Source organism: Streptomyces sp. NPDC107575 (genome assembly GCF_055657265.1).
In genome coordinates this window covers 887,026-899,036 of record NZ_JBVKBG010000005.1, presented here as the reverse complement: position 1 = coordinate 899,036, position 12,011 = coordinate 887,026, and the positions used below count along the sequence as shown (strand labels likewise).

Here is a 12,011-nt window from a genome sequence, read left to right as displayed (position 1 = left end):
ACGTGCCTGGGTCGTCGGGGGGCAGGGCAGCAGGGGTGCCCGACGGTCCGCCGGTGGGCGGGGAGGGTGGGCTCCCCATCGGCGGGGAGGGTGGGCTGCTGGAGCTGCGCGGGTGGGCGCTGGCCGAGCACTGGTTCGGATACGGCGTGACGGCCACCGCCGATGGCCCGCGCCCCGTCGTGATCCTCGCCCGGCGCGCGTTCACCCGCCCGCCCGGGGTCGCGTGGGCAGCGTTGCTGCGGGAGGCCACCGGGCGGACGGAGCCCGATCGGTGCGGCGTCGACTGGGCCGCGACGGAGGCAGCGCTGGGCACCGCGCTGCCCGGTGACTACAAGGACATCGTCGACGCCTTCGGCGCGGGCAGCTTCGACGAGTACCTGGACCTGCTGGTGCCGGGTGCGCTGGGCACGGATCTGGTCTCCTGGGGCCAGGACATGGCGCGGTACGCCGACCTGTACCGGCCATACCCCGTCTACCCCGCGCCCGGCGGCGTGCTCATATGGGGGACCTCCGAGCAGGAGCTGACCTTCCACTGGCTGACCGGACCGGCCGATCCCGACGACTGGCCGGTTCTGGTGCAGTACGTGGACGGTGAGTGGCAGCGCTTCGACTGCGGCACCGGCGAGTTTGTGCTGCGCCTGCTCACCGACCGCACGCCGCCGTTCGCCTTCCCGCCCTCCGCCGGACCGTTCCCCCACTGGTTCGCCTCATGGGAGCCGCCGGAGGGCTGAGCCCCTGCCAACCCGGCTGTCAGCGCCGCTGACCATGCTCGGCGAAGCGTCCGGGCCGCCGGGACGGACTGCGGATCTGCTGGTCACGCCCCCGCTACAGATTGGTTCAGTGGCCAGCAGGCCGACGAGCGTACAGGGATGAGGTTGGAAAAGGCTCACTGACCGCGGCGCGCGACTGGCTCCGCGCGAGGCCCTCGTGAGTACGGAAGCGGTGCAGGGCAAGGAGGGGCCCGGGCTCAGCGCAGCCCGGGTAGGCGACGCAGTTCGTCGACCTTCAGCAGCCGGGCGAGCAGGACGTATCCCACGGCTGTGGCGAGCACTCCGACCGCCAGGGCGACGGCGGTGGGCCACGTCCCGGTACCAAGGCGCGCGCATGCGCGTGCTGCGGCCCAGCCCAGAGCGGCGGACGGAGCCGCGGCGCAGAACAGTTTCCCGTAGGTGCGGCGCAGGGTGCCGTCGTCGATGCGGCTCCCGAGCCTCCTGCGCAGCAGACGCGCGGTGAGGGCGAGGCCCGCCGCGTAGGAGAGGGTGTAGGCGCCGGCCATGCCGACGACTGCCCAGCGGGCGGGCAGCAGCAGATGACAGGCGGTGGCCAGGGCGATGTTCACGCCCGCGGTCCAGGTCGCCATGAGGAACGGCGTACGGGTGTCCTCGAAGGCGTAGAAGCCGCGCAGCAGCAGGTACTGGGCGGAGAACGGGACGAGTCCAAGGCCGAACGCCTGGAGCATGTACCCCAGCGGACGGGCCGAGGCGGCGTCGGCCGCTCCGTGGGCGAACAGCAGCGAGGAGATCTGCGGGCCCAGGGCGAGGAAGAGAAAGGCGGCGGGCACGATGACCACGCCGCTGATCCGCAGCGCCCGCGACAGGTCCGCGCGCAGGTCCGGGATGCGACCCTCGGCGACGGCCCGGCTCATGCGGGGCAGCAGGGCCGTGACCAGGGAGACGGTCACGATCGACTGGGGCAGCAACCAGATGGTCTGCGCGTACGTGTAGGCCGAATATCCGGCGCCCGCCTGGGGCAGTTCCTGGTCGGCGGCGTTGGCGTAGTTCGTGACCACGGTGAGGGCGACCTGGTTGGCCAGGACGAACAGGAGCGTCCACTTCGCCGCGTGGACGCTCTTGCCCAGTCCGGTGCCGCGCCAGTCGAACCGGGGCTGGAACCGGAAACCGGCCGCCCGGGCGAACGGGACGAGGGCCAAGGCCTGCAGCGCGATGCCTGCCGTCGTCCCGATCCCGAGCAGCCGTACCTGGTCGGCGGTGATGTCCGCCACCTGGTCGGGCACCGTCATCAGCCCCAGGTAGGCGGCGAACATGCCCACCAGCACGACGTTGTTGAGCACCGGCGTCCACATCATCGCGCCGAACTTCTCCCGGGCGTTCAGCACCTGCCCGTAGATGCCGAACAGTCCGTAGAAGAAGATCTGCGGCAGCAGGAACCGCGCGAACGTCACCGTCAGTTGAAACGCCTCGTGACTGCCCGGGGTGTCCCGCATGTACAGACCCACGATCTGCGGAGCCGCCCACACCGCCAGCGCCGTCCCCACCGCGAGCACGCTGACCACCAGCGTGACCAGCCGCTGCTCGTACGCCCGCCCGCCATCGGGCTGCGTCGCCCGGGCCCGCACCAACTGCGGCACCAGCACGGCGTTCAGCGCACCGCCGATGAGCAGCGTGTACAGGCTCGTCGGCACGGTGTTCGCCGTGTTGTACGTACTGGCCAGCAGGCCCGTGCCCAACGCCGCGGCCTGCAGCACCTGGCGGATCAGCCCGGTCGCCCGGGACACCACCGTCCCGCCGGCCATCAGCAACGACGAACGAACCAGCCCACCCTTGCTCCCCGCACGCCCAGCGCCATCCCGCCCCGTCCCCTGCTGCTCCTGCGACACCAACCGCGCCGCGGAGCCCGACCCCTCCACCATGGGGTCAACTTACGCGGTCAGCGGTGAACGGCCCGGATGGGCGGCCTAAGGGTTGTCCCGTAACCGAAGCCGCCGCAGGCCCTGGGCCGTTCCTGTCCTGGGCGCCAATGGGCCACTGCGGGCGTTGTCAGTGGGCGCGTGCACACTGACGGCATGAGCGTCTCTTCGTCCACTGCAGCCGATGCCTCCCATGCCTCCCCTGTTTGGGTGGAGTCGATGGGTGGGCCTTTGATTGTCATCCCCGTTTCCGCGTTGGCTGCATGGCATGGGTGTACGGAGACCGGGGTCATGGCGGGAGACTCCACCATTCCAGACGACTACGACCGGGCCTGTGCGGTGGACGATCTGGCCGGTGTGATCGCCGTTGGTGAGAACGGTTCACAGGCGCTGGTGCTGGCGGATGAGCCGGCCACCAGCTGTTATCTACCCGAGTATCGAGCGTTCCTGCGGTGGCTTGCCGCCGACTCCGAGACCGAACTGAGAGCTGCGGCCCGGGCTGTCCTTGCAGACCCGGCCATCCAGTGGGAGGAGTGCGGCACGTGGGTGTCTGACGGTCCAGCCACGCTCATGGACTCCGCCGAAGCAGGCTCCGCGCTGGACACCGAGTATCCCGGCGGCGGGATGCCCGCCCAGGCATCGGTCTCGCTGCCCGCCGGCCGCTGGAGGGTCCGTGCCACCCACACCAAGGCGGACACGGAGAACTGGGTCGGCCTGGTCCAGATCCTGCCCATCGAATCGTGAACGGGCAGATCACGCGCTGGACGCAAGATTGTGCAGATGGGCGAGGCGGGTGTCTGCATCGATAACGACCTGGTGGTTGGTGGAGTCCTGTAGTTCTTGGACTCTTCGGCCACTGTGTGGTCGCGGGCGGGCACCAGGGTGCCGTCGACGATGAGCACGGTGCCCTTGGCGAAGCGGAGCCGGGGCCGAAGCGCCAGGAGTGGACCGACTTGGTCGATGATCCGGTCAGCCGCGGACTTAGATATCCCGAACAGCGGAACCAGTTGGCGCATCGTCAAGTTCGTGCGCCAGTAGGCCGTGACCAGTAGCACTCGGTCTTCGAACGGCAGGCTCCACGGTCGTCCCCGACGCCCCGCATCAGCGCCTTCGCGGCGCAGTGCAGTGACCAACGCACGAAAACGGAGCGGCCTCAGGCCGGTGAACGGACCTATCCACGACGGCTCAGACGCCGTGATCACACCAGCCACATCAAGATCGTCTCACTTATGGCCAGGCGTTACGGGACACCCCTTAGTTGCGCGTTCCGTCGGCCCCTTTTCGCCGGGCCACGCTCTCCGCCTGGCCTTCGTGGATGTCGTTCACCCACTCCCAGCCTGGCTTCGCGGAGGCGCCGAGGCGGGGGTCGTCCTTGGGGGCGAGGCCGGCGCGCAGGGCGTGGAGGTACGCGCGGTCCTGGTCGATGCGGGCGCGCACCTCGTCGCCCGTGCCGACCGATCCGTGGCCGGGGATGACGATGTCGACGGCGTCCGCCATGTCCTCCAGGCGTCGTAGGCCGACGAGGTAGTCCTCGATCGGGTCGGTGGAGTTGTCGAGCATCGGGATCAGGACGTCCGAGAGCATGTCGCCCGCGATGAGGACTCCGCTCTGTTCCAGCAACAGCGCGGCGTGGCCCGGGGAATGGGCCGGGTGCTCGATGATGCGGAGCTCGGGGCCTGTCCAGGGGAGTCGGGTGGTTCCGGCGGGCAGGGGCGTGATGCGGCCGAAGAGGTCCAGTGGCGTTTCCTCGGCGATCTCCGGTGGCAGGCCTGCGGCGAGCTGGGTCTTCCAGTCCGTTTGTGACAGCAGCTCGTCCAGGAACTGTGCGCAGCGGGCCGTTCCGTAGCGAGGCGCCTCGCCCAGTTCAGGGTGCCAGAGCGCGTGGTCCCAGTCGGGGTGCGTCGCGAAGCCGGCTGTCACGGGGCGGCCGTACGTGCGGAGGTCGTTCGCGAGGCACGTCATTTCGGCGTCCGTGATCCCGGGGTCGACGAGCAGCACGCCGTCCGTGCCCTGCACGACAACGGTGTTGTTCTGGAGCAACGCGCTCTGGTGGACCAGCACTCCGTCCGCGACCTGCTGCAACATGGGGGTCCCTCCCGTTCGTGGCCCGCAGTGGGTTGCTGGGACGGTAGCGCACCGGCGTCGCCTCGAGGGTGGTTCGTACGGTTATGGCGTGCTGGTTCGGAGGGGGTGGGACGGCCCGGACTCCACCACCGCGCCGTCCTCCAGCGCCTTCGTGATCTCCGCGTCCGTGCAGCCCGCCGCCGCGAGCACTTCCCGGGTGTCGCCGCCCGCGGGGCTCGGGGGTGGAGCCGCGTGGCCGGGGGTGCGGCTCAGTTTGATGGGGACGCCGACGCCGCGGTAGTCGTCCTGTTCGACGACGAGTTCGCGGTGGCGTACCTGGGGTGCCGTCATGGCCTCGGCGATGTCGTGGACCGGGGACGCCGGTACGCCTCGGGCGAGGAGGTGTTCCGAGAGTTCGGCGCGGCGGCGGTGCGCGATGCGCTCGGTGAGGATCGCGCGCAGCTCCGCGACGTTGCGTACGCGGTCGGGGTTGGTCGCGAAGCGGGGGGCCGTGGCGAGGGCGGGATCGCCCAACACGTCGGCGAGCGCGGCGAATTGGCGGTCGTTGCCGGCGCCGATGAAGAACAGGCCGTCGAGCGTGGCGAAATTTTCGTACGGGGCGATGGTGGGGTGCGCGGATCCGGTGCGGGACGGGACCCGGCCGTCGGCGAGCCAGGACGCCGAGTGGGGGTGGAGGAGGCTGATGACGGTGTCGAGGAGGGTGGAGTCGACGAGTTGGCCGCGGCCCGAGCGCTGCCGTTCGTGGAGGGCGAGCAGGATTCCGGAGAAGGCGAGGATGCCGGTGACCTGGTCGACGACCGGGACGCCGATGCGAAGTGGGGGACCTTCCTGCTCGCCGTTGATGCTCATCAGGCCGCCGTACGCCTGGAGTACGGCGTCGTAGCCGGGGAGCGCGCCGAGGGGGCCGTCCGTGCCGAATCCGGTGATGCGGCAGTGGATCAGGGCGGGCCAGCGCTCGCGGATCACGTCGTCGGGGTAGCCCCAGGCGGCGAGGGTGCCCGCCTTGAAGTTCTCCACCACGATGTCGGCGTCGGCCATGAGGGTGCCCAGGATGGTGCGGCCCTGGTCGGTGGCCAGGTCGACGACGATGTTCTTCTTGCCGCGGTTGACGTTCGCGTAGTACGCGCTGGTGTCCTCGGTGAGGAACGGCGGCCCCCAGCGGCGGGTGTCGTCGCCCGCCGGTGACTCGACCTTGACGACGGTGGCGCCGTGGTCGGCGAGCATCTGGGTGCACAGCGGTCCCGCGAGGACGCGGGAGAGGTCGAGGACCTTGAGACCGGACAGCGCGCCGGGCGCAGCGGAGTCGGGAGCAGGTGTGTTCATCAGTAGGACCTCGGCAGACCGAGCACGTGCTGGGCGACGTAGTTGAGGACCATCTCCTGGCTGACGGGCGCCAGGCGCATCAGGCGCGACTCCCGGAAGTACCGCTCGACGTGGTACTCCTTCGCGTACCCCATGCCGCCCAGTGTCTGCACGGAGGCGTCCGCGGCCTGGAAACCGGCGTCGGCGCAGAGCCACTTGGCCATGTTCGCCTCGCGCGCGCAGTGCTGTCCCTGGTCGTAGCGCCAGGCGGCGTTGCGGGCCATGAGCCGTGCGGCGTCGAGGCGGGTGAGGGCCTCGGCGAGCGGGAAGGCGATGCCCTGGTTGCGGCCGATGGGGCGGTCGAAGACGACGCGGTCCTTGGCGTACTGGGTCGCCACGTCGAGGGCGGCGCGGCCGATGCCGAGCGCCTCGTGGGCGAGCAGGATCCGTTCGGGGTTGAGGCCGTCCAGGAGGTAGCGGAAGCCCTGTCCCTCCTCGCCGATCCGGGCGGTCGCGGGCACCCGCAGGCCGTCGATGAAGATCTCGTTCGAGGCGACGGCGTTGCGGCCCATCTTGGGGATCGGCCGGATGTCCATGGCGCCGCGGTCGATGTCGACGAGGAAGACGGACAGCCCGTCGGTGGGCTTGGCGACCTCGTCGCGGGGCGTGGTGCGGGCCAGCAGCACCATCTTCTGCGAGTCCCCGGCCTTGGTGATCCAGATCTTGCGGCCGTCGATGACGTAGTGGTCGCCGTCGCGGCGCGCGAACGTCGAGACGCGGGTGGTGTCGGTGCCGGCGTCGGGCTCCGTGACACCGAAGCAGACATGCAGGTCGCCGGTGACCGCGTGCGGAAGGACCTCGCGGCGCAGCTGCTCGCTGCCGTGCTTGGCCAGGACGTTGAGCCCGAAGATGGTCAGGTGCATGGTGCTGCACCCGTTCATGCCCGCACCGGACGCCGCCACCTCCTCCAGCAGGAGAGCGGCTTCGAGGACACCCAGGCCGCCGCCCCCGTACTCCTCCGGCACGGCGATGCCGAGCCAGCCCGCCTTGGCGAATGCCTCGTAGAACTGCCAGGGAAATTCGGCGCGTTGGTCCTGCTGCGCCCAGTAGTCGGGGCTGAAGGAACGGGCCAGGTCGCGGACGCCCGACTGGATGTCCTTCTGCTGTGCGGTCAGTTCGAAGTCCATGTCGCAGTCACTTCCTTGTGTCGTGGCGGCCGGTGTCGTCGGACGGTTCCAGGGCGGATAGCACCGAGCGGGCGTGGGCCAGGACGGGGGCGTCGACCATGCGGCCCTCGTACCGGAAGACGGCCCCGTGCGTCTCCGCCGCCGCGAGGATCTCGCACGCCCACCGGCCCTCTTCCTCGCTGGGCGCGAACGCGGCGCGGATGGGCGCGACATGGCTCGGGTGGATGCAGGCCTTGGCGCGGAAGCCGACGGCCGCGGCGTCCTCAGCCTCGACCGCGAGGCCTTCGAGGTCGGGGATGTCGAGGTGCACGGCGTCAACGGCGTACTTCTGGGCGGCTGTTGCGGCGAGCAGGACCTGCGCCCGCGCATGGAGCACCACACTGCGGTAGCCGCCGTCGGGGCCGCGGCTGGAGCGGCCGCCCAGGTCGGCGACGAGATCCTCGCCGCCCCACATGAGTCCCGCGCAGTTGTCGGTACGGGCGAGGGATTCGGCGGCGAGCACCCCGGCCGCCGTCTCGCACAGAGCGAGGACGGTGTGCGGCGCGCAGGCCCGTACGTCGGCGGCGGCACCGGCCTTGGGCAGCATGACCATGGTGTGTGCGGGCAGCGCCGCCAGGTCGTCCGCGCCCCATGGTGTGTCGAGGGCGTTGATCCGTACGAAGGTGTGTGCCGGGTCGAGGTGGGGGAGGGCCCGGACGACGGACTGCCGGGCGCTTTCCTTGTCCCCGGGGGCCACGGCGTCCTCGAGGTCGAGCATGATGCTGTCGGCGCGGGCGGCGGCCTTGGCGTAGCGGTCCGGGCGGTCGGCGGGGCAGAAGAGCAGGGCGGGGCCCTTGCGCGCGCTCATCGTTGTGAGTGCGCTCATCGGTCCGCCTTCGCCGGGGAGTCGGCCGGGAGGCGCCGCATCAGGGCCACGCGCCGGACGACCGCGACGAGTTCGCCGCGCTGATTGCGGCCGCGGTGCTCGAAGGTGACCACGCCGTTGTCGGGGCGGGAGGCGGAGGTCCGCTTGGTGACGACCTCGGTCTCGGCGTAGAGGGTGTCGCCGTGGAACACCGGCGTGGGGAAGGTGACCTGCTCGAAGCCGAGGTTCGCGACCGTCGTGCCCTGGGTGAGCTGGCCGACGCTGAGGCCCACGACGGTGGAGAGCGTGAGCAGGCTGTTGACCAGGCGCTGCCCGAACTCCGTTTCCGTGGCGGCGTGTTCGTCCAGGTGGAGGCTCTGGGGGTTCATGGTCAGCGTGGTGAAGAACGTGTTGTCGGCCTCGCCGAGGGTGCGTCCGGGGCGGTGCGCGTAACGCACGCCGGGCTCCAGTTCCTCGAAGTACAGCCCGCGTTGGGTGATCTCGGGGGGCGGGCCGGTTGGCGGGGCGGAGTGCGGATCGGTGTGCGGCTCGGTGTGCATGACGATGTCCGTTCGTATTTGCGTCATCACGTTCGTAGATACGATCAACGTAGGCGTGGGGACGCGGCCGGTCAAGAGTCGACCGGGAGCTTCAGGGGCGGATAGAGTTCGTAGATACGAACCGAGAGGGAGGGCCGCCGTGGCCGAGACCGTCGCCAAGGCGCACAGGACCGTCAGCCGGGTGACCGACATCCTCGAGATCGTCGCGCAACGGGACGGCGCCCGGATGCACGAACTCTCCACCGCCCTCGACGCCCCGAAGTCCTCGGTCTTCGGGCTGGTCAAGGGTCTGGTGTCGACGGGGTACCTGGTCGAGGAGCACGGCGTCTACCAGCTCGGTCCCGCGCTCGCGAACCTGCTGTCGCAGCCGTCCCTCGACGTGGCCGGGGCCGCGCAGCCCAGCCTCGACGCGCTGCGCGAGCAGTTCCAGGAGACGGCGATGCTCGGCGTGGCGGTCGGTGACTCCGTCGTGTACCTGGCCTCCGCCGAGTCGCAGCAGCTGATCCGCTACTCGGCGCCGATCCGCGTCCGCCGCCCGCTGTATCCGCCGAGCGCGGGCAAGGTCATCCTGGCGTACCGCACCGCGGCGCAGCGCGAGGCGTACCTGCGTGAGGCGCTCACCGACCCGGACGCGTACCGGTCCGCGCTCGACGAACTCGCTGCCGTGCGCACCGATGGCGTGGCATTCAACCGGGGCGAGACACTCCCCGACGTCAGCGCGGCGGCCCGCCCGATCCTCGTCCAGGGCGCGGTACGCGGCGTCATCTCGGTCGCAGGCCCCACCCAGCGCATCGCGGAACACCTCCCCGCGATCGCGGAGGCACTCACGGGCGCGGTGACGGCGGCGGCGACGCGGCTGGGGGATCGGTAGTCGGCGGCTGTCTGTAGGGGGCCTGTACATCCGGGACCATGAACCATGCTCTCTGATGACTGGCAACTCACCGCAGACGTTGACGACTTCCTCGCCCGAGCCGGAGGCTTCCTGCGCTCGCGGCCCGCGCTGCACAACACTCCGCTGACGGACATCGAGAGACTGCGGACACGAGGGGCCGGCGCGCAGCGGCGCGGAGCCGGCGTCTTCGGTCGGCTGGTGTCAGGGGGTGAAGTCTGCGCCGTCTTCTATCGCAGGCCGAGCGGGTATCTGTGGGTCACCCCGCTCTCCGGCGAGCGGGTCGATGCCCTCGTCGCTCGCCTGGTCGGCCTCGGTGGCTCCTCGCCCGGGGTCCTCGGCGACCACGACACCGCCACGGCCTTCGCGGAGGCGTGGCAGCGGCGCACGGGTGCGACGTACGTCCCCATCTGGCAGACGCACCTCTATCGTCTTGGCGCGCTCACCCCGCCGCAGCGGCACCCGGAGGGCCGGAGTCGCGTGGCGGGCGAAGGTGATCGCGAGCAAGTCGTGCGTTGGTGTCGTGAGTTCTGTGTCGTCGTCGGGGAGCAGCCCTCCATCGACTTGATCGACGCCGGCTCCTGGGGCGAATCGCGCTTCGGCGACAGGTACTTCACGTTCTGGGAGGACTCCGGCGGCGCTCCCGTCTCCATGGCGGCCGTGACTTCGATGATCGGAGGGATGGTCCGGGTGGACCCCGTGTACACCCCGGCCCATCTCCGGGGGCACGGCTACGCGGGCGCCGTGACGATCGCGGTGAGCGAGGCGGCGCTCGCCGCGGGTGCGACGGACGTCGTCCTGTTCACGGACCCGGCCAATCCCACCAGCAATGCTCTCTATCGGCGCATCGGGTACGTCCACCTCGCCGACTTCACCGGATACGAGTTCTCCCACGGCACGCGCATGTCCTGACGCTCCCCAACGCCCGGACGCCATCCCGGGATTCGGTCCTGCCGACTCCTTGACGCCTTTTCCGGCGCTCGCCTAGCCTTCGTATATCCGAGTGATGGTTCGTATATAAGAACCCGCGAAGGGAACTCGCCCGCTCCTCCGGGCTCCGACGCACCGCAGGCACGATCCGCGTCCGGCTCGGGCACCGAAAGAAGAGGGACATGGCAAGTACGCTCGACGAAGAGCGCGCCACCGCCTCGCGCGCGCCGAAAGGCGTGCGCTCGGCCGTCGTCGCGGGGTCCGCGATGGAGTGGTTCGACTTCTACCTCTACGCCTCGATGGCAGCCCTGGTGTTCGGGAAGGTGTTCTTCCCCGCCGGGGAACCGGCGCTGGCCACCATGGCTGCCCTCGGCACGTTCGCGGTGGGATTCTTCGCCCGCCCCGTCGGCGGCATCGTCTTCGGGATGATGGGCGACCGACTGGGCCGCAAGAAGGTGCTGTCCCTGACCTTCACCCTGATGGGAGCGTCCTCCGCCTGCATCGGCCTGCTCCCGAGCTACGCCTCCATCGGTGTCATGGCCCCGGTCCTGCTCATCCTGCTGCGCCTGCTCCAAGGCCTGGGTGCGGGCGCCGAGTTCGGCGGGGCGATCGCCGTGGCGTACGAGCACGCGGACACCAAGTCGCGTGGCCGGCAGGGCTCGTGGCCCGCGCTCGGGGTGAACGTCGGGCTGCTCGCCTCGTCCCTCACCGTCGCCGCCCTGACCAGCATGAACGACGACTTCCTGTACAGCGTCGGCTGGCGGATCCCGTTCGTCCTGAGCTTCCTCCTCGTCGGCATCGGTCTGTGGGTGCGCCGCAATCTGCCCGAGACACCCGCCTTCCAGGAGATGACACACCAGGAGGAGATCCGACCGGAGCGCAAGAAGAAGAACCCGCTCATCCAGCTCTTCAGGACGGACTGGCGCGGTCTCGCCGTCGTCATGGCCATCACCATCGGTTACAACGGAATCAGCTACACCTTCAAGACCTTCTCGCTCTCCTATCTCACCGATTTCCAGGGTGTCTCGGCCAGCGTCGGCGCCCTGGGCATCAGCATCGCGAGCTGCTGCTCACTCATCACGGTGCCGCTGGCGGGCCGGCTGAGCGACGCCATCGGCTCGAAGAAGGTGGTCGTCTGCAGCGCCGTCGCCACCGCCGCGCTGGCCTTCCCGTTCTTCTGGCTCCTCGACACCCGGAACAACTGGCTGATCTGGCTCGGACTCACCCTTGCCACCGGCATCACGGTGCCCGCGCTGCTCTCCGCCCAAGGCGCCTTCCTGGCCCGCCAGTTCCCGCCTGCGGTGCGTGGCACGGGCCTGGGCACCGGCCGCGAGGTGGGCGGCGCCTTCTCCGGCGGCCTGGCCCCGCTCGCCGCCTTCGCCATCGTGCAGGCGTCCCCGTCCCACGCGACGTGGGGCGTCTCGCTGCTGTTCCTCGCGGGCGCGCTCTTCATCGGCATCGGAGCGCTCTGCGACCAGAGCCGGCGGTACAGCAGCGACCTGAACTGACCGGCCCCGCCAGACACCCAGCGAGCCGAGGAACCCTCGGACGACCGCGGCGAACTGCG

General features: G+C 70.2%; 11 protein-coding genes and 1 pseudogene. 5 read left to right on the top strand and 7 right to left on the bottom strand.

Annotated features, from left to right (window positions below):
- Nucleotides 1-53: 53 nt before the first annotated feature.
- The gene (locus ACZ7L4_RS28840; protein WP_472107101.1) at nt 54-731 is read left to right on the top strand and encodes a hypothetical protein; all 678 of its coding nucleotides are present in this window, start codon (nt 54-56) and stop codon (nt 729-731) included.
- A gap of 236 nt (nt 732-967) precedes the next feature.
- On the opposite strand, the gene murJ is transcribed toward ACZ7L4_RS28840, so the two are convergent.
- On the bottom strand, nt 968-2,650 hold the full coding sequence (gene murJ, locus ACZ7L4_RS28835) for a murein biosynthesis integral membrane protein MurJ (protein ID WP_472107099.1): 1,683 nt from the start codon (nt 2,648-2,650) through the stop codon (nt 968-970).
- Between the two features lie 153 nt (nt 2,651-2,803).
- Here murJ and ACZ7L4_RS28830 point away from each other — a divergent pair, with 153 nt between their 5' ends.
- Nucleotides 2,804-3,391, top strand: coding sequence for an Imm21 family immunity protein (locus ACZ7L4_RS28830; RefSeq protein WP_472107097.1), 588 nt, complete (start codon nt 2,804-2,806; stop codon nt 3,389-3,391).
- A gap of 42 nt (nt 3,392-3,433) precedes the next feature.
- Here the strand turns inward: ACZ7L4_RS28830 and ACZ7L4_RS28825 are convergent.
- From ACZ7L4_RS28825 to ACZ7L4_RS28800, 6 genes and pseudogenes are all read right to left on the bottom strand, one after another.
- Nucleotides 3,434-3,858 (bottom strand): annotated as a pseudogene (locus tag ACZ7L4_RS28825) (transposase family protein); the annotation flags it as partial.
- 43 nt (nt 3,859-3,901) lie between these two features.
- Nucleotides 3,902-4,732, bottom strand: a complete 831-nt coding sequence (locus ACZ7L4_RS28820; protein WP_472107095.1) for an MBL fold metallo-hydrolase — start codon at nt 4,730-4,732, stop codon at nt 3,902-3,904.
- Between the two features lie 81 nt (nt 4,733-4,813).
- On the bottom strand, nt 4,814-6,055 hold the full coding sequence (locus ACZ7L4_RS28815; protein ID WP_472107093.1) for a CaiB/BaiF CoA transferase family protein: 1,242 nt from the start codon (nt 6,053-6,055) through the stop codon (nt 4,814-4,816).
- Nucleotides 6,055-7,221 carry an acyl-CoA dehydrogenase family protein gene (locus ACZ7L4_RS28810; protein ID WP_472107091.1) on the bottom strand — a complete coding sequence of 389 codons (1,167 nt, stop codon included), beginning with the start codon at nt 7,219-7,221 and terminating at the stop codon, nt 6,055-6,057. Before ACZ7L4_RS28810 ends, ACZ7L4_RS28815 begins: the two co-directional genes overlap by 1 nt.
- A 7-nt stretch (nt 7,222-7,228) precedes the next feature.
- Nucleotides 7,229-8,086 carry an HpcH/HpaI aldolase/citrate lyase family protein gene (locus tag ACZ7L4_RS28805; protein WP_472107090.1) on the bottom strand — a complete coding sequence of 286 codons (858 nt, stop codon included), beginning with the start codon at nt 8,084-8,086 and terminating at the stop codon, nt 7,229-7,231.
- The gene (locus tag ACZ7L4_RS28800; RefSeq protein WP_472107088.1) at nt 8,083-8,652 is read right to left on the bottom strand and encodes a MaoC family dehydratase; all 570 of its coding nucleotides are present in this window, start codon (nt 8,650-8,652) and stop codon (nt 8,083-8,085) included. The genes ACZ7L4_RS28805 and ACZ7L4_RS28800 overlap by 4 nt, the downstream gene beginning before the upstream one ends.
- Before the next feature lie 112 nt (nt 8,653-8,764).
- Here ACZ7L4_RS28800 and ACZ7L4_RS28795 point away from each other — a divergent pair, with 112 nt between their 5' ends.
- From ACZ7L4_RS28795 to ACZ7L4_RS28785, 3 genes are all read left to right on the top strand, one after another.
- Nucleotides 8,765-9,496, top strand: a complete 732-nt coding sequence (locus ACZ7L4_RS28795) for an IclR family transcriptional regulator (protein WP_472107087.1) — start codon at nt 8,765-8,767, stop codon at nt 9,494-9,496.
- Between the two features lie 45 nt (nt 9,497-9,541).
- On the top strand, nt 9,542-10,426 hold the full coding sequence (locus ACZ7L4_RS28790) for a GNAT family N-acetyltransferase (RefSeq protein WP_472107085.1): 885 nt from the start codon (nt 9,542-9,544) through the stop codon (nt 10,424-10,426).
- 200 nt (nt 10,427-10,626) lie between these two features.
- Nucleotides 10,627-11,952, top strand: coding sequence for an MFS transporter (locus tag ACZ7L4_RS28785; RefSeq protein WP_472107084.1), 1,326 nt, complete (start codon nt 10,627-10,629; stop codon nt 11,950-11,952).
- The last annotated feature ends 59 nt before the right edge of the window (nt 11,953-12,011 follow it).

Coding starts and splice junctions, on each gene's coding strand:
- murJ (WP_472107099.1), bottom strand. CDS start 2,650: ATGGTGGAGGGGTCGGGCTCCGCGGCGCGGTTGGTGTCGCAGGAGCAG.
- ACZ7L4_RS28805 (WP_472107090.1), bottom strand. CDS start 8,086: ATGAGCGCACTCACAACGATGAGCGCGCGCAAGGGCCCCGCCCTGCTC.
- ACZ7L4_RS28810 (WP_472107091.1), bottom strand. CDS start 7,221: ATGGACTTCGAACTGACCGCACAGCAGAAGGACATCCAGTCGGGCGTC.
- ACZ7L4_RS28785 (WP_472107084.1), top strand. CDS start 10,627: ATGGCAAGTACGCTCGACGAAGAGCGCGCCACCGCCTCGCGCGCGCCG.
- ACZ7L4_RS28790 (WP_472107085.1), top strand. CDS start 9,542: ATGCTCTCTGATGACTGGCAACTCACCGCAGACGTTGACGACTTCCTC.
- ACZ7L4_RS28830 (WP_472107097.1), top strand. CDS start 2,804: ATGAGCGTCTCTTCGTCCACTGCAGCCGATGCCTCCCATGCCTCCCCT.
- ACZ7L4_RS28800 (WP_472107088.1), bottom strand. CDS start 8,652: ATGACGCAAATACGAACGGACATCGTCATGCACACCGAGCCGCACACC.
- ACZ7L4_RS28815 (WP_472107093.1), bottom strand. CDS start 6,055: ATGAACACACCTGCTCCCGACTCCGCTGCGCCCGGCGCGCTGTCCGGT.
- ACZ7L4_RS28820 (WP_472107095.1), bottom strand. CDS start 4,732: ATGTTGCAGCAGGTCGCGGACGGAGTGCTGGTCCACCAGAGCGCGTTG.